This is a genomic window from Streptomyces sp. Root1310 (assembly GCF_001426425.1).
Taxonomy (GTDB): domain Bacteria; phylum Actinomycetota; class Actinomycetes; order Streptomycetales; family Streptomycetaceae; genus Streptomyces.
In genome coordinates this window covers 46,741-66,962 of sequence record NZ_LMEQ01000009.1, presented here as the reverse complement: position 1 = coordinate 66,962, position 20,222 = coordinate 46,741, and the positions used below count along the sequence as shown (strand labels likewise).

Below are 20,222 nucleotides of genomic sequence, written 5' to 3'. Positions count from 1 at the left end.
GCCGTACGCACACACTGTCCGTACCGGTCCGGTCGTCCGGATCCCGCGCGCTCGCGCCCCTTCCGCATCCCTTGAGGAGCCTTCGCTTTGCAGGCTGCCGTCACCGTCACGCCCTCCCGTATCCCCGAACTGCTCCTCGGTCTCGCCACCGTGCGGCCGGTGTTCCTCTGGGGCGCCCCCGGTATCGGAAAGTCCTCCCTGGTCAGGGACTTCGCCGAGTCGCTGGGGCTGGAGTGCGTGAGCCTGCTCGGTACCCAGCTCGCGCCCGAGGACCTGATCGGCGTCCCCCAGATCCGGGACGGGCGGTCGGTGTTCTGCCCGCCGGAGGCCATCGCCCGTGACGAGCCGTACTGTCTGTTCCTGGACGAGCTGAACGCGGCGACGCCCGATGTCCAGAAGGCGTTCTACTCCCTCATCCTCGACCGGCGGATCGGCAACTACGAGCTTCCCGCGGGCTCGATCGTCATCGGCGCCGGAAACCGGGCCACGGACAACGCGCTCGCCCGGCCCATCGCGTCCGCGCTCGTCAACCGCCTCACCCATGTCCACCTCGAGGCGTCCGCGAAGGACTGGCTGACGTGGGCCGCGGACAACGACATCCACCCGTGGATCCTCGACCACCTCACCGACCGGCCCGACCACCTGTGGTCCAAGCCGCCGAAAACCGAGGAACCGTTTTCCACCCCCCGTTCCTGGCACATGCTCTCCGACGCGCTGCACTCCTTCGGGCCCGACCTCGACGAGGACACCCTCACGGTGCTGGCGCACGGCACGCTGACGCCCACGCACGCCACCGCCTTCCGCGGCTACGTCAAGATCGTGCGCAGTCGGTACGGCATCGAGGCCATCCTCAAGGGCGAGGCCCCCTGGCCGCGCCGGGTCGAGGACCGTGACCTGCTCTACTACCTCGCCGACTCGTTCCGCGGCCGGCTCGTCAAGGAACTCCCCGCCGTCCGGGAGCACATGTCGGCGAAGGGCCGGCAGACCGCGTACCGCGCCAAGTCCCTGCTCGTGCAGCTCGCCGAGATATCCGTCGAGGTCGCCCAGACCGTCATCGCCTCGGACGCCGACGGCAACCCGGTGCTGCCCGCCTGGTTCCTGGTCGAGGCGGCCCGGGACATGCCCCGCCTGGTGGAGGCACGCCGGTGAAACGGGAGGACCGCGACAAGAAGAAGCGGGACCTCGCCGCGGAGGCGTTCGAGGCCGGGCGGCTGGCGCTGCGCGGCAACCCGGCGCTGGCCGCGGTCGACTTCGACACCTGCCGCCGTGAGGAGTGCACCATGGCTCCCCGCGACGGACTCGTCCGCGCCGACTCCAACGGCACCCTGCACGCCCACCCCACCCGGATCGCCGACCCCGAGGCCTGGTCCTGGTCCCTCGCGCACGCCGCCCTCCACCTCGGCTTCGGACACCTCCCGGCGTCCCCGGGCGAGCGCGCCCAGCCCGACCGGTACGACCTCGCCGCGCGCTGCCTGGTCGTCAACCGTTTTCTGCTGACGTTTCCGGTCGGCCGGGCCCCCGACGAGCTGCCGCTGTCGTACCCGGGCGGTGACGAGGAGCAGCTGGCCGCCCGCTGGCGGCGGACCGGACTCCCGGCCGCCTACGAGCACTGCGGCACCGCGGGGACGGCCGCCGACCAGGTGCTCGTGCGATGGACCTGGTCAGGACGCCAGATGCCGGACTGGCCGCTGGCCTTCGCCACCGCCCTGACCCGGACCGTGTCCGCCGCGATGGACATGGCGGGCGGCCGCCGTGCGTCCCTCCACGGCGAGGTGACCCCTCTGCGTCCCTGGGAGCGGGCGCTCAGCTGGTTCGTCTCGTCCTACCCGCTGCTGGGCGGGCTCGCGGCGGGCATCGAGCTCGTCGCCGACGCCGAACTCGCCCGCGCGCACGGCATCTCGATCGCCGCCGTGAACGCGGAGGCGGGGGAGATCTACATCAACCCGCTGCGCCGCTACGAGGACGAGGAGTGGCGGTTCGTCCTCGCCCACGAGATGCTGCACGCCGCGCTGCGCCACGGCGACCGCTGCGGCACCCGCGACCCCTATCTCTTCAACGTCGCCTGCGACTACGTCATCAACGGCTGGCTGCGCGAGATGCAGGTCGGCACCATGCCCGAAGGGCTGCTGTACGACGAGGAGTTGACGGGGCTGTCCGCCGAGGAGGTCTACGACCGCATCACGGTGGACCTGCGCCGCATGCGACGCCTGGCCACCCTGCGCGGCAAGGGCCTCGGCGACATCCTCGGCGCCCCGCTCGGCCCGCCCTGCGACCACGTCGACCTCGACGGCTTCTACCGGCGCGGTCTGGCGCAGGGCCTCGAGCTGCACCAGCGACAGGAACGCGGCTTCCTGCCCGGCGGGTTGGTGGAGGAGATCCGTGCCCTCAGCCACCCGCCGCTGCCCTGGGACGCCCGACTGGCCCGCTGGTTCGACGAGTTCGTGCCGCGCCCCGAGCCGGTGCGGACCTACGCCCGTCCCGCGCGGCGGCAGGCCTCCACGCCCGACATCCCGCGCGCCGGCCGCTGGTTCCCGCCCGAGGAGATCGCCCGCTGCACCTTCGGCGTCGTCCTGGACACCTCCGGCTCCATGGACCGCACCCTGCTCGGCAAGGCGCTCGGCGCCATCGCCTCGTACGCCGAGGCCCGTGACGTCCCGGCCGCCCGGGTCGTGTTCTGCGACGCGGCCCCGCACGACGCGGGCTATCTCCCGGTCACCGAGATCGCCGGCCGGGTCCGGGTGCACGGCCGCGGCGGTACGGTCCTCCAGCCCGGCATCGACCTGCTGCAGCGCGCCGACGACTTCCCGCCGGGCGCGCCGCTGCTCGTCATCACCGACGGCTGGTGCGACGTGCTGCGGGTACGGCGCGAGCACGCCTACCTGATCCCGCAGGGCAGTCGACTGCCGTTCACCGCGCGGGGGCCGGTGTTCCGGGTGCGGTGACGCGGAGTGTGATCGGATGGGGCACGGACACCCGTGCAACGGGAACCCCTGCACAACCTCATGCGAAAGGAAGAACCGTGGCTACCACGCGCTCCGCACACACGGTCTGGGAAGGCAACCTGCTCGAGGGCAACGGGGTCGTGACCTTCGACTCCTCCGGCATCGGCCAGCAGCCGGTGTCGTGGCCCTCGCGCGCCGAGCAGGCGAACGGCAAGACCAGCCCGGAGGAGCTGATCGCCGCCGCCCACTCCAGCTGCTTCTCCATGGCGCTGTCGCACGGCCTGGCCGGTGCCGGAACCCCGCCCACCAAGCTCGTCACGTCCGCCGACGTCACCTTCCAGCCGGGAGAGGGCATCACCGGCATCCACCTGACCGTGGAGGGCACCGTCCCCGGCCTCGACGACGACGCGTTCGCCGCCGCCGCCGAGGACGCCAAGAAGAACTGCCCGGTCAGCCAGGCGCTCACCGGTACGACCATCACCCTGTCGGCCAAGCTCGCCTGAGCCGCCGCCCGGGTCCGGGGCGCGGGAGCCGTACGAGGCCCCCGCGCCCCGTCGTGCCGTCCGGCCTCGCCCGGCAGGTCCCGGCCGGCTCAGACGAGTCCCGTCAGCCCCCTGATCGCGGACTGCGCCCACTCCTGCGCCCCGACCGCCGTCCCGGCCGCGAGGCCGGTCGCGACGGGGGCCAGGGCCCCCTTGAGCATGGTCACCGAGCGGCGGAGCCGGCCCGGCTCGGGCGAGTCCGGGCCGCTGATCTCGGCGAGGACGTCCTGGGCCGCGCTCTCGGCGTCCTCGCGCTCGCGGTCGCCGAGCCCGGCCGCGGGCAGCTGCCGCAGCAGCTCGGTCACCAGCGTCGCGAGCGCCTCGTGTCCCGGGGCGACCGTGCTGTTGAGCTGTTGGTTCTGGGTGGCCGTCTCGTTGTTCCAGGCGAACTGGGAGTTCGACACACCCCCGTTGAACACCGGACCGTCGTAGTGGTGCACCTGCTGCGGGTCGTTCATCGGCCGACTCCGTCCTGATCGCTCTCGTGGCTCTGGTCGCTCTGGTCGCTCTGGTTGTTCTCGTTGTGCTGGTTGCTCCAGCCGGTCTGCTGCTGGATGACGTTGGTGTTGTTCCACGCCAACTGGGCGCTGTGGACCGCCTCGACGAAGACCGGCCCGTGGTAGTGGTTCACGATCGTCGGCGGCGCGGGCGGCTCCGTGATCTCCCTGACCGGCAGCGAGGTGCGGAGTCCGACCAGTTTGACGCGGCCGTTGTGCTGCACGGCCACCCCCGTCGCCCCGGTCACGGCGCAGCCCGCGAACCGGCCGCCGCAGGCGTCGTCACAGAGCAGTCCGGTGGCCGCGCAGTCCTCGAAACGGCTGTCGGCGACGTCCAGATACGCCGAGCCCGTGCCGCACAGGCCGTACGACTCCGCGCCGGTGACGGTCAGGTTCCGCGCGACTAGCCGCGCCGTGCCGAACGCCAGGGCCCCACCGGTGCTCACGGCGGTGACCTCGCTGTCGTGCACGTGCAGCTGCGCCTCCTCGCCGGCCCCGAACCCCAGCAGCCCGCGCTCCGCCGACACCCTTCTCAGCGTCACCCGGGACTGACCGACGGCGGCCACGGCGGCCATGTCGAAGTCGCGGATCCTCACGTCGGTGAGCTCGGCCGTCGTACCGCCGTTGCCCCGCGTCTCCAGGCCGAACGGGCAGCGCTCGACGCGCACTTGGGCGAACACGGCCTTGCTCTCGTCCCAGACCCGCAGCGCGACGCCGGTCAGGTCGTGCACGTCGACGTCGGTGAAGTGGCCTCTGGCCTTGTCGGTGACGGCGATGCCGACGTTGCCGGCCGAGACGCGGCAGCCGGTCACCCGCGGGGCCCCGCCCCGGGTCGACAGCACCGCGACGTTTCCCGCACCGGTGATTTCGCAGTCCTCGAACGTGCCACGGCCCGAGTCCTGGACATGGATGCCGGTGTCGCGGCAGTCGGCGAACACACAGCCGCGGACCGTCGGGTCGGCACCGCTCGCCACCAGGACGCCGTTCTCGGCGTCGGTGACGCGGGTGCCCCGGACGGAGCCCCGGGACTGCTCGATGAAGGCCAGACCCGCCATGTGCGTGGCGACGACCGTGCACCCCTCGACGGTCAACTCCGCCCGGGTGTCCGCCATGACGGCCGCCTGCTCGGCGCCGGTGACCTCGCACCCGACGAGGTGGGCCCGGGCGTCGCTGACGCGCACCCCGTGGATCCGGCTGCCGTCGAACCGGCTGTCCCGGACCAGCACCCGGGCGTTCTCGATCACCGCGACCGCGTTGTCGGCGGCGTCGGTGAACCGGCACCGCTCGACGTGTCCGGCGGCGCCGGCGAAGACGGTCCGGCCGTAGCGGAACTCACTGTCCGTCAGCGTCAGGGACGTGCCCGGCCGGGCGTGCGCACAGACCCCGTCGTGCGCACGGATCGCCACCCGGTCCAGGGTGAGAATTCCCGCGTGGCAGTCGACGACGCCGGCGTCGGCGTCCCGGCCGACCAGCGTCAGCCCCCGGACCACGACCGAACCCGAGACATCGAGCACGGTTCCGCGCGGAACGCCCACCACCACGGAGCCGGCCTCACCGAGCGCGGCCAGCTCGATCTCGCCCCGGACGGAGAGCCGTTCCTCGTAGTGGCCGGGAGTGATCTCCACCCGGGCGGCCCGGCCCCGCGCGGCCGCGGCGCGCAGCGCGGACCCGATGTCGGGGTAGGAGCCGCGGCCCCCGTGCGGCGCGACCACGTACCTCTTGACCATGCCCGCGTCCCCCGCAGCGCCCGCCCGTGACGAATCGTCGACTCCCGGTCACCGATGCTACCGGAGGGGCCGGCGGCGCAGGGGGTGCGGGCGGGGGCCTTCACCCGACCTCCCCGGGCCGGGAACGCGCCCCGGTAACGGCTCAGGGCTTGCGGGCGACCCCCGCGTACACCGGCACGATGCCCTCCGCCTGGACCGCCACGTCCTCCGGCTCCGGGCGCCAGCCGGAGACCGGGATCACGCCCGGTCCGAGCAGTTCCAGGCCCTCGAAGAAGCGGGTGAACTCGGCCAGGGAACGCGGGTGGAAAGGCGTTCCGCTGCGCCGGAAGTTCTCGGCGGCCTTCTCGATGGCCACAGGGTTCAGGTCGGGCGTGACCTGCGAGAGGATCAGCCAGCTGCCCGGTGCGAGCGCGGCGACGTACTTCTTCAGCAGGCCGTGCACGTCGTCGCCTGCCGGGTCGTCGCCCAGGTAGTGGGTGAGCGCCACCAGCGACAGCGCGACCGGCCGCGTGAAGTCCAGGGTTTCGGCGGCCCGGTGCAGCAGCGTGTCGAGGTCGCGGACGTCGGCGTGCGCGTAGCGGGTGGAGCCCTCCGCCGAACCGTGCAGCAGGGCCTCCGCGTGCCGCAGCACGATCGGGTCGTTGTCCGCGTACACGACCTTGGACTCCGGGGCGACCCCCTGCGCCACCTGATGCAGGTTGGGCTCGGTGGGGATGCCGGTGCCGATGTCCAGGAACTGGCGTATCCCGGCCTCGGCGGCCGTGCGGACGGCCCGCTGCATGAACCGTCGGTTGGCCCGCGCCCCGCGCAGCACCGTGCCGTCCACCGCGAGGATCCGGCGGGCCAGCTCCTCGTCGACGGGGTAGTTGTCCTTGCCGCCCAGCCACCAGTCGTAGACGCGGGCCGGGTGCGGCCTGCTGGTGTCGATGCGGGCGGGTGCCTGCTCGGCCTCGGATCCGGTCATGCGGGTCTCGCCTCCAGGAGAGTGGGGAGCCAGGGGTCGGAAGTCAGGAGCCAGGGTCGGGAGTGAGGGGTGGGTGAGGGGTAGGGGAGCAGGGGTCAGCGATCAGGGGTCAGAGGCCGGACGTCAGCACCAGCCCGGGGCGACGGGACGCGTTCAGAGGCTTTCGCGGGCGTCCCGCAGGATCTTCTTGGTGTGGTGCGCGGACGCGGCGTGGGTCGTCATGTGGTCGAGGACCTCCAGGTGCGCGGAGACCTCCTTGCGATCGTCGAGGTACAGCGCGCCGGTCAGGTACTCGGTGACGACCATGTCGGGCAGTTCGGGCTCGGCGAAACGGAACAGCGAGAACGGCGCGGAGGTCCCCGGATGCGGGCCGGACGCGAACTCGGAGACCTGCAGGGTGACCCGGTCGCGCTCCGCGAACTCCACCAGCCGGTCGAGCTGTTCGGACATCACGGCGGCGTCCACGCTCACCGGACGGCGCAGCACCGTCTCGTCCATCACCACCCACAGATGGGGCGGGTCGTCGCTCTCCAGCAGCCGCTGGCGGGCGAGGCGCAGCGACACATGGCGTTCGATCGACTCCGGGGTCGTCTGTCCGACGGTCCCGGCCTCCAGTACGGCGCGCGCGTAGCCTTCCGTCTGCAGCAGCCCGGGTACGAAGTGCGGCTCGTAGGAACGGATCAGCCGGGCCGCGCCCTCCAGGCTCACGTACAGGCTGAACCACTCCGGCAGCACGTCGTGGTAGCGCTGCCACCAGCCGGGCCGGTTCGCCTCCTCGGTCAGCGAGACGAAGGCCTCGGCCTCCTCCTCGCCGACACCGTAGGCCTCCAGCAGCACCTGCACATAGGGGACCTTCAGGGCGACGTCGGCCGTCTCCATGCGCCGCACGGTCGCCGGGGCCACGCGCAGGGCGCGGGCCGCCTCCTCGCGGCCGAGGCCGGCCGCCTCACGCAACTCCTGGAGCCGCCTGCCCAGTACCACCTGGCCCACCGTGGGTGCGGGCCGTCGTTCACTCACCCCACGTCTCCCCTACGCCTCGAGGCACGCGGGCCAGTGTGCCACGTTCCGGCGTCACTCTCACGGGAACGGAGTCGAACATTCAACTGTATGTCTGCCCGAGGTGCCGTCAGACGACGAGTGCGTGGAGGTACTTGACCGTGGCGGGATCCGCCGGGAGGAACGTCTCGACGGCCAGCTCGGCGACCGTCACGTCCATGGGGGTGTTGAAGGTGGCGACGGACGAGATGAAGGAGAGCACCCGCCCCTCGTGCTCGATCCGCATCGGCAGCGCGAAGTGCTGCACGGGACCCGCCGGTTCGTCCACCGGACCGCCCGCCGTCGTTGGCCCGCCGTCCGCCACGGGGTACGCGGCGACCTCCTCGTACAGCTCCCGCAGCGGTGCCGAGCGGTACAGGGCGATCTGCCGCTCCATCTGCGCCAGCAGATGACCGCGCCACTCACGCAGGTTGCGGATGCGCGGTGCGAGACCCCGCGGGTGGAGGGTGAGACGCATCGCGTTGAGCGGGGGCGCGAGCAACGACTCCGGGACGCCCTCCAGCAGCATCGTGATCCCGCGGTTGGCCGCCACCACGTCGTACCGCGCGTCCATCACCAGCGCCGGATACGGCTCGTAGCCCTGCAGCAGCCGCTCCAGACCCGCACGCAGCGCGTCCAGCGCGGGGTCGTCCAGCGGGGTCTGCGGGTAGTGCGGGGCGTAACCGGCCGCCAACAGCAGGGCGTTGCGCTCACGCACGGGTACGTCGAGGTGCTCGGCGAGCCGCAGCACCATCTCCTCGCTGGGCCGGGACCGGCCCGTCTCGACGAAACTGATGTGCCGGGCCGAGGAGTCGGCGCGCAGGGCCAGCTCCAGCTGACTCATCCGCCGCCGCTCCCGCCAGCCCCGCAGCAGCGGGCCGACGCCGCGGCCGGCCGGGGCGTCGGAGGCGGCGTTCGTAAGGGGCGGGACAATGGTCATACGTAAGACCGTAGTTGAGGAGCGCTTGGATGAACGACTGGCGGAAGTCTTCCCTGGAGTCGACGGCGGTGTACCGCGCCCGGGTGCGGGGCTGCCTCCTCGGCGGGGCCCTCGGCGACGCCCTCGGCTACGCGGTCGAGTTCTCCTCCCTCGACCGGATCCGCGCGGCCCATGGACCCCGGGGCCTGACCGGGCTCGTGCCCGACGGCGAGGGTGTGGTCGGCCGCGTCAGCGACGACACCCAGATGACCCTGTTCACCGTCGAGGGCCTCCGTACGGCGGCCAGGAGGTCCCGGCTCAAGGGGATCGGCGGGGCGGAGACCGCGCTGGTGCGCCAGGCGTACGGCCGCTGGCTCGAGACCCAGCAGCGGCCGGCACCGGCCGACGGGGTCACGGGCGGCCTCCTCGCCGAACGCTGGCTGTACGCCCGCCGCGCCCCGGGCAACGCCTGTCTGTCCGGGCTCGCCCAGAGCCACGTCCCCGACCCGTGGGCCGAGCTGAGCGGCGCGCCCGGGCCGGTCAACCCCGGATCCAAGGGCTGCGGCACCGTGATGCGCTCGGCGCCCTTCGGTCTCGCCCACCCCTCCGCCGACCACGCCTTCGGCATGGCCGCCCGCTGCGCCCAGACGACCCACGGCCACCCCACCGGCTACTACGCGGCCGGGGCGCTGGCCGCGATCGTGGCGTACCTGACGCGGGGGGAGTCCGTCGAGGGCGCCACCCTGCGCGCCCTGCGGCTGCTCGGCCGCCACCCCGGCCACGAGGAGACCTCGGCCGCCCTGAACCAGGCCCTCGACCTGGCCGCCGAGGGCGATCCGAGCGCCGAGAAGGTGGAGCGGCTGGGCGCCGGCTGGGTCGCCGAGGAGGCCCTCGCCATCGGCGTCTACGCGGCGCTGGTCACCCACCGGGTGGAGGACGCCCTGCTCCTGTCCGTGAACCACTCCGGCGACAGCGATTCCACGGGGTCGGTCTGCGGCAACATCCTGGGCGCGCGGCACGGCGACGGCGGACTGCCGCACGAGTGGCTGGAGCAGGTGGAGGGCCGGGCCGTGATCGCCGCGCTGGCGGACGACCTGGCGGCGGAATGCCTGCGCGACTGAGCCGAGAGGCGTCCTGGTGACCAGGGCCGTCACGGCCGTCCTGTGGCACGCTGGACAGGTACGCGACATCAGGAAGGGAGCCGTGCCATGGCCGTCGAACCGCTGTCGCAGAAGGAGATCGAGGACCGGCTGTCCGAGCTGCCCGGCTGGTCCCTGGACGGCGACCGCCTCACCCGCGCCTACCGGCTCGGCTCCCACTTCGCCGCGGCCGCCCTGGTCGTCCAGGTCGCGCGGATCCAGGACGAGCTCGACCACCACTCCGAGCTCACCCTCGGCTACCACACGGTGTCCCTCGCCGTGAACACCCACAGCGCGGGCGGCGCCGTCACCGACCTGGACTTCGAACTCGCCCGCCGGGTGGAGGCCGTGGCGCCCGCGCACGGAGCACGCTGACCCGCGCGGACCGCACCGATCCGCGCTGACCTGTGCGACGGACGGGATGGTGCGGGCGGGACGGGCGCTGCGGGACCGTACGAGCAGGGCTGCGGTGGTCGGTGGTCGGTGGTCGGTTGGACGGTGGCACGGAACGGGGGGCGCGGTGCTGGACTACGACGAGGAAGCCGAACGCTACGACGCCTGGCGCGGCGGCGAACCCAGGGCGGCGGCCGCCGCGGAAGGCGTCCTCGGTCTCGTGCCCGCCCGGGCGCGCAGCCTGCTGGACGTGGCCTGCGGCACGGGCATCGTCACCCGGCGCCTCGCGGCCGGGCGCCCCGGCCTGCGGGTGACGGGTCTGGACCGGGCGCCGGCCATGGTCGGTCATGCCGCCGCCCGGTTGCCCGGAGCGGTCGTCCTCGCCGACGGCCGCCGACTCCCCTTCCGGGACGGGGAGTTCGACGCCGTCAGCAGCGTGTGGCTGCTGCATCTCGTCGAGGACGCCACGGACGCGCGGCGGATCGTCGCCGAGTGCGCCCGGGTGCTGCGGCCCGGCGGGGTGTACGTCACCACCGTCGACAAGGGGGCCTCCCACAACGTGGGCAGCGACATCGATGTCGTGCTGTCCTCGCGCCCGCAACGCCCGGCCTCCGACACCGCGGCGCTGGTGGCGTCGTACGCCGGCGAAGCCGGCCTGGTCCCGGCCGGGCAGGCCCGTTTCCCCGGGCGGGGGCAGGGCCGCAGCCCACGCCGGGCCATCGCGGATCTGCGCCGCGGCTGGTTCGTCACCCTGCCGCCCGGTCACCCCCTGGCCGACGGGTTCGCCGCCCGCCTCGCGGCGCTGCCCGACCAGGACCGGCCCCGCCCGGACCCCGCGTTCACGCTGAGGGCGTTTCGGAAACCGGTTCCCGGTTCGCTTCCGGACGGGTGAAGTCCATGATCCAGTTGGTCAGCCAGGTCTCCCCGCCGTCCAGCGAGAAGGCCTGCTCCCAGCGGGCGGAGGTCTCGCACACCCCGGACCAGACGAACCGGGCCCGCACGTCCTTGCCCTCGTGCGTGTCGTCGCCGTAGAACTCACCGCGGTCGCGACGGCCGCCGCGGGGTCCGTCGGCGTCGCCGAAGCCGCCGGTCATCGGCGGGAACAGCCTGCCGCTCCGGCTGGACGACCAGTTCAGCGACCACTGGCCGCTCTCCCGGTCGTAGAGCCTCAGGGTCAGTCCCTTCGCGCCGAGGTGCGGCATGTCGATCTCGTCGATGTTCGCGGCCCCGTCGAACAGCGGTCGGCAGTGCGCCGTGGACGGGAACTCCTCCCAGTCGCTTCCGGGGTCGAGGAAGTCGGTGCGCCGGCGGTGCCGGACCTCCCACGCGCCGTGCAGGAAGTCGAAGTCGTGCGGGCTGCTCATGAGCGGTCCCCCGTCGTTCCCTCGGGCAGGGAATCGGTCAAGTAGGCGTCGAGATCGGGGACTTCGGGCGCGCGGGGGATGAGCAGGTGCCGTACCCACGCGTCCCGTTCGTGCAGGATCGGCGGCAGCTCCCAGACGCAGCCGATCCAGGGCCGGTCGGTCGCGACGAAGTGGCTCGGGTCGTCGTCCGGGCAACCGAGCACCGGCTGGCCCGCGGCCGCGCCCCGGAAGTGCAGGACGTTGTCCCACACCCAGCTGTAGACGTTGAGATAGGCGCCGTTGTCGCCGCCCCGGTGCAGTACGACGAACCCGGCGGGTGGCGTCCCGTCCGGCGCCGGCAGCAGCTCGGGAAGGATCGCGTACGCCGCTCTCTCCACCTCGGGCGCGATGCCCGCCGGGTCGGAGGTGACGTGGTAGCGCTTGATCCACCGCCCCGCCACCTCGATCGGCGGGGGCACCGTGAGCAGTTTCTCCGCGAAGGGGAGTGCGGGGGATGGGGAGGGGACGGGAGAGGGAGCGGGGGAGGGGACGAGGGGGCGGAGATCGTGGGAAGCGTCGGAAACATCGGAAACAGAGGTCATGGGCAGGACGCTAGGCCCGCTTCACTGACACCATGTGTCAGTGAAGTCCAGCCGACTCGTGTCGATCCTGCTGCTCCTCCAGACCCGGGGCCGGATGACCGCCGCCCAGCTCGCGGAGGAGCTGGAGGTGTCGGTGCGTACCGTCTACCGGGACGTGGAGGCGCTGGGCGCGGCGGGTGTCCCGCTGTACGGCGACGCCGGTCATGCCGGCGGCTACCGCCTGCTCGACGGTTACCGCACTCGTCTGACCGGACTGACCGCCGACGAGGCGGAGGCGCTCTTCCTGGCGGGCGTCCCCGGTCCCGCCGCGCAGCTGGGCCTCGGTCCGGTCCTGGCCGCCGCGCAGCTGAAGGTCCGGGCCGCGCTGCCGCCGGAGCTGCGGGCGCACGCGGACCGGATCAGCGGCCGCTTCCATCTGGACGCTCCCGGCTGGTACACGGACACGGAAGCGGACGAGACGCCGTATCTGGCGGCGGTCGCCGACGCGGTGTGGAACAACAGGATCCTGCACACCGTCTACCGTCGCTGGCGTGAGCCCACCGACGTCGAACGCCGGCTCGAGCCCTACGGCCTGGTCCTGAAGGCGGGACGCTGGTACGTCGTCGCCGGCCCGGGACCACGCACCTTCCGTGTCGACCAGATCCTCGAACTCACCTCCTCCGACGAGGTGTTCACCCGGCCGGACGACTTCGACCTGGCCGCCCACTGGACGGCGTACCAGCGGGGCTTCCACGAGCGGTTGTACAGCGACGGGGCGGAGGCGGTGGTGCGACTGGCCCCGGGAGTGACCCTCGCCCGTGCGGTGCGACTGGACGGCCCCGCCGGGGCGGACGGCTGGACGGTGGCCAGGGTCCCGATCGAGTCCGTCGAGCACGCCCACGCCGCGTTCCTGCGTCTGGGCGCGGGCATCGAGGTGCTCCAGCCGCCGGAGCTGCGCGGGCGGATCGCCCGGACGGTGACAGAACTGGCCGCGGTGTACGGCAACTCGCCTGCGGGTGGCGGCGACTGAGAGACGGAACCCGTCCGTCCCTCCCGGGAGGTACGTCTCGTGCAGCACCCGCATCCGCACCCGCATCCCCGGCCGCACCCCGAGCCCCTTCCGCACGCGGAGCCCCCTTCGCGCGGGCACCGCAGACGAAGGGTCGTCCTATCCGCGCTGGCCGCCGTCACGGCCCTGGTCGGCGCCGGACTGACCGCACTCGGCGCCGGCACCGCCGAGGCCGCCACGGCCCGCCAGGTGGAGGCCCTCGACCGGGGCGTCGTCAGCGTGCACACCGACAGCGGCAACCTGGTCAGCTGGCGCTGGCTCGGCACCGACCCCGACAGCGTCTCCTTCAACGTCTACCGGGCCGGCACCAAGGTCAACGCGTCCCCGGTCACCGGCTCCACGAACTACTTCCACTCCGGCGCCCCGTCCCAGGCCGACTACACGGTCCGTGCCGTCGTGAACGGCGTCGAACAGGCCGACTCCGTCCACGCGATCCAGTTCCGCACCGGCTACAAGGACGTCCCCATCACCCCGCCGGCCGGCGGCACGACTCCCGACGGCGTCGCCTACACCTACGAGGCCAACGACGCCTCCGTCGGCGACCTCGACGGCGACGGGGCCCTGGACATCGTCCTGAAGTGGCAGCCGACCAACGCGAAGGACAACTCCCAGTCGGGCTACACCGGCAACACGATCGTCGACGGCGTCAAGCTCGACGGCACCCGCCTGTGGCGCGTCGACCTGGGCCGCAACATCCGCTCCGGCGCCCACTACACACAGTTCCAGGTGTACGACTACGACGGTGACGGCAAGGCCGAGATCGCCATGAAGACCGCCGACGCGACGGTGGACGGCACGGGCGCGGTGATCGGCAGTTCCTCCGCCGACCACCGCAACTCCGGCGGCTATGTGCTGTCCGGCCCCGAGTACCTGACCATGTTCAACGGACAGACGGGCAAGGCGATGAGTTCCGTCGACTACGTCCCGGCCCGCGGCACGGTCTCGTCCTGGGGCGACTCGTACGGCAACCGCGTCGACCGCTTCCTCGCGGGAACCGCTTACCTGGACGGTTCCCGTCCCTCGCTGATCATGGCACGCGGTTACTACACGCGTACCGTGATCGCCGCCTGGGACTGGCGCAACGGCGCCTTCACCCGGCGCTGGACCTTCGACACCAGTTCCTCCACCAACACCGGCAAGGGGTACGACGGCCAGGGCTCGCACAGCCTCTCCGTCGGGGACGTCGACGGTGACGGCAAGGACGAGATCGTCTACGGCGCGATGGCCGTCGACGACAACGGAAACGGCCTGTGGACCACGAAGACGGGACACGGCGACGCCCAGCACCTCGGCGACCTCGACCCCTCGCACGCCGGCCTCGAGTACTTCAAGGTCTCGGAGTCGACCGGCCAGCCCGCCGAGCTGTACATCGACCCGGCGAACGGCACCGTCAACTGGAAGCTGGCCGCCTGCTGCGACAACGGCCGCGGAGTGGCCGGTGACATCTGGGCGGGCAACGACGGTGCCGAGGTCTGGTCGGCCTCCGACACCTCGATCCGCGACGAGGCGGGCGCGACCAAGGGCCGGGAGCCGTCCTCCGTCAACTTCCTGTCCTGGTGGGACGCCGACCCCGTCCGCGAACTCCTCGACGGCACCCACATCGACAAGTACGGCACGTCCTCGGACACCCGCCTGCTGACCGGCTCGGGCGTCCACTCCAACAACAGCACCAAGGCGACCCCGTCGCTGTCCGGCGACATCCTCGGCGACTGGCGCGAGGAGGTCGTCTGGCCGACCAGCGACAACACGGCCCTGCGCATCTACTCGACGCCGTACGAGACGACGACGCGCATCACGACCCTGCTCCACGACACGATGTACCGCACCGGGCTCGCCTGGCAGAACACGGCCTACAACCAGCCCCCGCACCCGAGCTTCTTCCTGGGCAGCGGCATGGCGACGGCGCCCAGGCCGACGGTGTACAACCCCTGACGGCTGCGTGACGAGGCCCCGCCCGGGATCGGACGGGGCCTCGCCCCTTGTGTCGCTTGGTCAGTTCAGAGGTGTGGTCAACGCCCCGTAGAACGGGATGGAGGGCCAGCCACGAGAAATGAGCAGCTCGTTGATGGCGTCGGCGATGTCACGTTCGTTGACGGCCTGCGCCGTCGGCGAGGAGAACGCGGTGAGGCTGAAGGTCACCCGAAGGCTCCCCTCCTCCGGGCCCGGCGGGGTGACACCGCTGAACTCGATGCCCGCGCCCCACGGCCATTCCGTCGTCGACCCGGCCGCCTGCTCCGCGACCGCGCCCTCCTCGGCCTCGGCCTGGGCCGGGCCGGCGGACGCGAGGACCGCGCCGGCCGCCGCCGAACTCGAATAACCCAGTAGGGCTCGTCTGGACACTCCCATGGTTCCCTCCCAGCTCTTCTGCCTCCGGCCTGGAGGCCGGATCGATCGTATGAGCGAGAACCCGGGGCGTGGGCTGAACGAGATCATCCGGTTGGCCGGTACCGGTCAGCTCACCGTGCAGCTCTGTTCACCCAGCTTGAACGCCGCCGGTTTCGTGTTCGACCCCGACCAGCTGCCCGTGAAGCCGAAGCTCACGGACGAACCGGCCGCCACGTTGGCGTTCCAGCCGACGTTCCTCGCCGTCACCGCCGAACCCGACTGCGTGTAGTCGGCGTTCCACAGCTGCGAGACGGTCTGGCCGTTCGGGAAAGCCCAGTTGAGGTTCCAGCCGGACCAGGCGCTCGTGCCCGTGTTGGCGAGCCTGACGTCCGCCTGGAAGCCCCCCGACCACTGGTTGGTGATGGTGTACGTCACCGCGCAGGCGCCGGTCGGCGGCGGGTCGGTGGGGTCCGTCGGGTCCGTGGGATCCGTACCCCCGCCGCCGGTGTCGGAGGTGTCGCCGTAGAGGACACCCCGGCCGTTCGTCGAGACGTAGACGCGTCCGTACACCCGCGGGTCACCCGTGATCGCCGCGCCCGTCCAACCCCACTGGTGGGCATCGTCGTTGACACGGGTCCAGGTCACGCCCCTGTCCGTCGAGCGGAAGATGCCACGCACTCCGGCTATCTTCGCGCTCGTGTAGAGGGTCTGGTACGAGGCGCCCGTCGCCGCCTTGCCGAACCCGATCGTGTCGGCCTGCTCGACGCCGGACAGCTTGGTGAAGGTCGCGCCGGAGTCCGTGGAATGCCACAGCCCGTACGCCCCGTCGCTCGCCCCGCCCGCCAGCCAGACATCGCCCTTCGCGCCCGGCAGCGCCTTGAATCGCACGCTGTCCCCACTGGGCAGGCCGGTCGCCGCGGACCCGGTGAAGGTAGCCCCGCCGTCCGAACTCACGTAGAACTTGCCCGACTTGAAGCCGTAGAAGGTCTTGGGGTCGACCCGGTCGGACTCGACGATCGCGTCGGCCGGGATCCCGCTCGACGCCTGCCACGAGGTGCCGAAACCGGCGGTGTACTGCACACCGGCGCCCGCCGGGCTCCAGACGAAGCGGCTGCCGTCCGCCGCCGCGGCGACCGTCCCGCCCCCGCTGACCCCCGAAGGGTCCGTCCCCGCGAACCAGTTGGCGCCGTTGTCCGTCGAGAACGCCACATGCGGACCCGAGTCCAGGTTGCCGACCCGCACCACGGTGTTCGGGTTCGTCTCGGCGTAGTCCAGGCTCGTCGTCGACGTGAAGTTCGGGGAGGTGTACATCATCGACGGCACCTTCGTCAGGTCCGTGTGGCGGAAGCCGCCGATGTCGCCCAGCGCGCTGAGCAGCGGAGCGCCGGACGGCGGCGAGGCGATGTCCAGGACCGCCGTCTCCTCCAGCCCCTGCACCATCGGCTTGATGGTGAACTGGCCCCCGCTGTCCCAGTTGGCCAGGTTCTCCGTGCCGTACACCGTCGCGCCCGTGCCGTACATCATGCGGCTGGAGTTGAACGGGTCGATCTCCAGCGCCTCGGTCATCCAGCCGAGTTTGGGCGACTGTTCCGGCGGTGACGGGTTGGCGCCCCAGGTCAGCCAGGGCGACGACGCGACATCCATCGTGTACCGGTTCGCGCGGTTGGGATACGACGTGTAGTCCCACGCCTTCGTCCAGGTGCCACCGCTGTCCGTCGAGCGGAAGATCTGGGTGTCCGGCCACCAGGAACTGTAGGCGGTGGCCATGACGGTGCCGGGCTTCTGCCGGTCGATCGTCAGTCCGCTGAAGCCGTAGTACGTGTCGGCCTCCGCCACCGGGCTGATGTCCGTCCAGGTCCCGGTCGCCGTCGCGTACCTCCACAGCCGGCCCTTGCCGCCGTCGTACGGTCCTCCCTTGTCGCTGTATGCGATGTACAGATATCCGTTGACGGTATCCAGTACGCCCTTGTGCGCCAGGTAGCCCGTCGGCTGCCCGGCCAGCCGTGTCCAGGTCGCGCCCGCGTCCGTCGACCGGTACACCGCGTTGTCCTTGTCCGCCACGCCGACGTAGATCGTCTTCGTCGCGGTGCCGGACGACCCCGTGGACTCGTCGAAGGTGACCCAGACGATGCCCTGGTTGTCGGAGGCGTACCCGCTGGTGTCGGTCGGATCCTGCTGGTAGTTGCCGACGTTGGGGAAGTTCGTCACCTGCGACCAGGTGACCCCCGAGTCCGTCGACCGCCACAGGCCCTTGCCGCTCGGCGCGCCCAGATACAGCACGCTGTTGCGGTTCGGGTCGACCGCCAGGCGCTCACCCATGCCGCGGCCGGGCATGTTGCCGCCCAGCTTGTAGGGCAGATCCGTCTTCTGCCAGCTCGCGCCCCGGTCGGCGGAGCGCAGCACGGCCCCGTTGCCGGGATCCCAGCTGTTGGTGTACGTGCCGACCGCCGCGTACACCTTGTTCGGGTCGACGGAGTCGGAGGCCAGGCTCACCACGCCCGTGTGCCCCCAGTCCGCCCAGCCGACCGAGTCCAGCAGCGGCGTCCAGGTCTTGCTCGACTCCTGCCAGCGGTACGCGCCGCCGATGTCGGTACGGGCGTAGGCGAGGTTCTTCTCCTTGCGGTTGAAGACGATGCCCGGCACGAAGCCGCCGCCGTCGATCCGGGCGTTCTTCCAGGTGTACGACTCTGCGGCCAGCGTCGTACGCGAGCTGCCGTCCGCTGCCAGTACGGGCGGACTGCCCGCGATCAGGCCGGCGGCGAGCGCCGACAGGGCCATGAGGATGCCGGTTCTTCGCACGGTGGGGGTCCTTCCTCGCGAAACCATGTGTGCGGGGGATACGGGACGTGCGACTGCCGGGCGGCCCCCTGTGCGGAGGGGGCCGCCCGGCCTGGGCCCCGCCGTCCGGTGACGGGGCCACGTACGCGAAACCTCGAGCGCCCGCGTCGTCGGCCGGTGCCACCCCGCGCCCCCGGGCCCCGAAGGGGCGGCCAGGGGGCGGGGAGCCGCGTGACTATTCGAGAAGCTCCGCGTACGAGCCCATGGCCAGGGCGATGTCCGCCTGGGCCCAGAAGCGGTGGTACGTGAACACGGGCGCGGCTCCGCCCGCGAGGTAGCTCTGGATCTTCGACCAGGCCGGGTCGTTCTTGTAGAAGGACCGCAGCGAGGCGAAGGTCGAGGAGGAGTTGATCGCGTCGCCGTTCGGCATCTTGCCGCTGAAGGTGCTCGGGACGTACACGCCGTCGTCGAAGCGGTTGTAGTCGGCGCGGGTCTCCGGCACCGCGATGCCGAGAGCGTCCTGGTTGTTGGCCCACATACCGTCCAGGAGGGCCTTCGCCGTCGTCTTCGCCTCCGTGTCACCGGACTTGGCGGCGTAGTACGTCAGGGTCTTGGCGTAGGCGGCGGCCACGCCGACGTCGTTGGTGTAGTCGGCGACGGTGACGTGAAGTCCCGTGTTGGCGCCGGGACTTGAGGCGTTCCAGGTGTCGGGCTGGCCCGACCACTGGAGCGTGGAGGGGATCAGGAAGCTGCCGTCCGGGTTGATCGTGGTCTTGGACAGCGCCCAGTCGACCCACTTGTCGAGGACCGCCTTGGCGCTCGCGTTCCCCGTCTGCTGGTAGTACTCGGCGACCCGCTCCATGGACCACGCCTGTGGTCGTAGTACATGCCGTAGAAGGTCGACGTACCGGTCGGGGGAGTCGCGTAGCGGCCCGCCCAGCTGTTCGTCGCCCCGCCCGCGATCGCGCCTTCGCTGGACTGCAGCCAGCGGTAGAACTCCAGCTGCCGGGACAGCGACTTCGCCCAGTCCGCCTGGCCCGTCGCCGACTTGGGCTTCAGATCGGCGTAACTGCTGAGCGCGTAGGCGGCCAGCGGGTTCTGGTAGCCGCCGTGGGTGTGACTGGACCCGATGCGCCAGGCCCAGCCGGCGCTGGTGTCCGTGGCGCCGCCCCAGGCGTAGTACCAGGACATCAGGTAGTGCGAGGCGTCCTTGCCGGTGCCGGCCGCGCAGGCGGTCGGTCCGACGCAGTTGCCGATCTTCTTGAAGTACTTGTCGTACATCGAGTAGCGCAGGTAGTCGCCCATCTTCGCGGCCTTGCCGACGGTCGCGGAGACATCACTGCCCTTGCCCTGCGCCTCGGCCCAGACGTCCGCCCAGTACGCGGCCTGCACGGCCCGCGCGTCGGCGTCCGGGGCGTTGGTGAACTTCCACTGCTTGGCGTAGGAGGCGTCGCCGGTGAACAGGTCCAGATACCCGTTCGTGCCGCCGTACTTGAAGGCGTCGCAGGTCGGCTGCGGCACCGTCTCCCACACCGACTCCTGCGAGCCGCGCTGGAAGGTGTTGATGTACGACGGGCCGGTNCCGCCGTACTTGAAGGCGTCGCAGGTCGGCTGCGGCACCGTCTCCCACACCGACTCCTGCGAGCCGCGCTGGAAGGTGTTGATGTACGACGGGCCGGTGTCGGTCGGGCCGGCCTCGCACTTGCCGGGCGCGTTGCCGTAGCCGTAGACGTTGTCGACGTCCTGGAGCCAGTGCATACCGTAGACGTCGTCCGTACCGTATGCGGTCTTCAGTTCACCGGCTATCGGATCCGATCCCACGGACACACCCGTGTCCAGCTTCGCCGGGTACTCGTTCGGAGTGTCCAGCTCGGGTGCGTACGTCGCCGGCTTGGAGGCGTTGTAGAACGAGTTGGTCGGCTGGTCGGCGTGGGTGGGGATCATGTACTTCTCCATGATGTCCCAGGC

18 protein-coding genes and 1 pseudogene are annotated in these 20,222 nt (G+C 71.6%); 8 read left to right on the top strand and 11 right to left on the bottom strand.

The window, feature by feature from the left end:
• Positions 1-87: 87 nt before the first annotated feature.
• From ASD48_RS16905 to ASD48_RS16895, 3 genes are all read left to right on the top strand, one after another.
• Positions 88-1,149 carry a MoxR family ATPase gene (locus ASD48_RS16905; RefSeq protein ID WP_057602481.1) on the top strand — a complete coding sequence of 354 codons (1,062 nt, stop codon included), beginning with the start codon at positions 88-90 and terminating at the stop codon, positions 1,147-1,149.
• A complete protein-coding gene (locus tag ASD48_RS16900; RefSeq protein ID WP_057602480.1) occupies positions 1,146-2,942 on the top strand; it encodes a hypothetical protein in 1,797 nt (598 codons plus the stop codon). Before ASD48_RS16905 ends, ASD48_RS16900 begins: the two co-directional genes overlap by 4 nt.
• Positions 2,943-3,019: 77 nt before the next feature.
• The gene (locus tag ASD48_RS16895; RefSeq protein WP_020125610.1) at positions 3,020-3,445 is read left to right on the top strand and encodes an OsmC family peroxiredoxin; all 426 of its coding nucleotides are present in this window, start codon (positions 3,020-3,022) and stop codon (positions 3,443-3,445) included.
• Positions 3,446-3,534: 89 nt separating this feature from the next.
• Here the strand turns inward: ASD48_RS16895 and ASD48_RS16890 are convergent, their stop codons facing one another.
• The 5 genes from ASD48_RS16890 to ASD48_RS16870 form a co-directional block, all read right to left on the bottom strand.
• Positions 3,535-3,942 (bottom strand): hypothetical protein, encoded by a 408-nt coding sequence (locus ASD48_RS16890; protein ID WP_057602479.1) that lies wholly within the window; start codon positions 3,940-3,942, stop codon positions 3,535-3,537.
• The gene (locus ASD48_RS16885) at positions 3,939-5,708 is read right to left on the bottom strand and encodes a right-handed parallel beta-helix repeat-containing protein (protein ID WP_057602478.1); all 1,770 of its coding nucleotides are present in this window, start codon (positions 5,706-5,708) and stop codon (positions 3,939-3,941) included. The genes ASD48_RS16890 and ASD48_RS16885 overlap by 4 nt, the downstream gene beginning before the upstream one ends.
• Before the next feature lie 142 nt (positions 5,709-5,850).
• A complete protein-coding gene (locus ASD48_RS16880; RefSeq protein ID WP_057602477.1) occupies positions 5,851-6,672 on the bottom strand; it encodes an SAM-dependent methyltransferase in 822 nt (273 codons plus the stop codon).
• A 153-nt stretch (positions 6,673-6,825) separates the two neighbouring features.
• Positions 6,826-7,689 (bottom strand): helix-turn-helix transcriptional regulator, encoded by an 864-nt coding sequence (locus tag ASD48_RS16875; RefSeq protein WP_057602476.1) that lies wholly within the window; start codon positions 7,687-7,689, stop codon positions 6,826-6,828.
• A gap of 109 nt (positions 7,690-7,798) precedes the next feature.
• Positions 7,799-8,647 carry a helix-turn-helix transcriptional regulator gene (locus ASD48_RS16870; RefSeq protein ID WP_057602475.1) on the bottom strand — a complete coding sequence of 283 codons (849 nt, stop codon included), beginning with the start codon at positions 8,645-8,647 and terminating at the stop codon, positions 7,799-7,801.
• 29 nt (positions 8,648-8,676) lie between these two features.
• Between ASD48_RS16870 and ASD48_RS16865 the strand changes: the two genes are divergently transcribed.
• The 3 genes from ASD48_RS16865 (at position 8,677) to ASD48_RS16855 (ending at position 11,050) form a co-directional block, all read left to right on the top strand.
• Entirely contained in the window at positions 8,677-9,747 is a 1,071-nt protein-coding gene (locus ASD48_RS16865; RefSeq protein ID WP_057602474.1) for an ADP-ribosylglycohydrolase family protein, read from the top strand.
• Positions 9,748-9,834: 87 nt separating this feature from the next.
• Positions 9,835-10,140 carry a 4a-hydroxytetrahydrobiopterin dehydratase gene (locus tag ASD48_RS16860; RefSeq protein WP_057602473.1) on the top strand — a complete coding sequence of 102 codons (306 nt, stop codon included), beginning with the start codon at positions 9,835-9,837 and terminating at the stop codon, positions 10,138-10,140.
• Between the two features lie 145 nt (positions 10,141-10,285).
• Positions 10,286-11,050, top strand: a complete 765-nt coding sequence (locus ASD48_RS16855; protein WP_057602472.1) for a class I SAM-dependent methyltransferase — start codon at positions 10,286-10,288, stop codon at positions 11,048-11,050.
• Here the strand turns inward: ASD48_RS16855 and ASD48_RS16850 are convergent.
• Both ASD48_RS16850 and ASD48_RS16845 read right to left on the bottom strand, forming a co-directional pair.
• On the bottom strand, positions 10,998-11,522 hold the full coding sequence (locus tag ASD48_RS16850) for a hypothetical protein (RefSeq protein ID WP_057602471.1): 525 nt from the start codon (positions 11,520-11,522) through the stop codon (positions 10,998-11,000). The genes ASD48_RS16855 and ASD48_RS16850 overlap by 53 nt on opposite strands.
• Positions 11,519-12,103: a hypothetical protein gene (locus ASD48_RS16845; RefSeq protein WP_242432621.1), complete on the bottom strand. Its 585-nt coding sequence runs from the start codon at positions 12,101-12,103 to the stop codon at positions 11,519-11,521. Before ASD48_RS16845 ends, ASD48_RS16850 begins: the two co-directional genes overlap by 4 nt.
• A 40-nt stretch (positions 12,104-12,143) precedes the next feature.
• On the opposite strand from ASD48_RS16845, the gene ASD48_RS16840 reads away from it, so the two are divergent.
• Positions 12,144-13,112, top strand: a complete 969-nt coding sequence (locus ASD48_RS16840; RefSeq protein ID WP_057602470.1) for a YafY family protein — start codon at positions 12,144-12,146, stop codon at positions 13,110-13,112.
• 39 nt (positions 13,113-13,151) lie between these two features.
• Positions 13,152-15,083: a rhamnogalacturonan lyase gene (locus tag ASD48_RS16835; protein WP_079073804.1), complete on the top strand. Its 1,932-nt coding sequence runs from the start codon at positions 13,152-13,154 to the stop codon at positions 15,081-15,083.
• Positions 15,084-15,143: 60 nt separating this feature from the next.
• On the opposite strand, the gene ASD48_RS16830 is transcribed toward ASD48_RS16835, so the two are convergent.
• The 4 genes and pseudogenes from ASD48_RS16830 to ASD48_RS45195 all read right to left on the bottom strand — a co-directional run.
• Entirely contained in the window at positions 15,144-15,491 is a 348-nt protein-coding gene (locus ASD48_RS16830; RefSeq protein ID WP_057602469.1) for a hypothetical protein, read from the bottom strand.
• Positions 15,492-15,602: 111 nt separating this feature from the next.
• Complete coding sequence (locus ASD48_RS16825) at positions 15,603-18,275, bottom strand: cellulose binding domain-containing protein (RefSeq protein WP_057602468.1); 2,673 nt, start codon at positions 18,273-18,275, stop codon at positions 15,603-15,605.
• A 214-nt stretch (positions 18,276-18,489) separates the two neighbouring features.
• Positions 18,490-19,835: pseudogene (locus ASD48_RS45200) on the bottom strand (glycoside hydrolase family 48 protein); the annotation flags it as partial.
• Between the two features lies 1 nt (position 19,836).
• On the bottom strand, positions 19,837-20,222 hold a 386-nt coding region (locus ASD48_RS45195), incomplete at both ends, for a glycoside hydrolase family 48 protein (protein ID WP_282438193.1).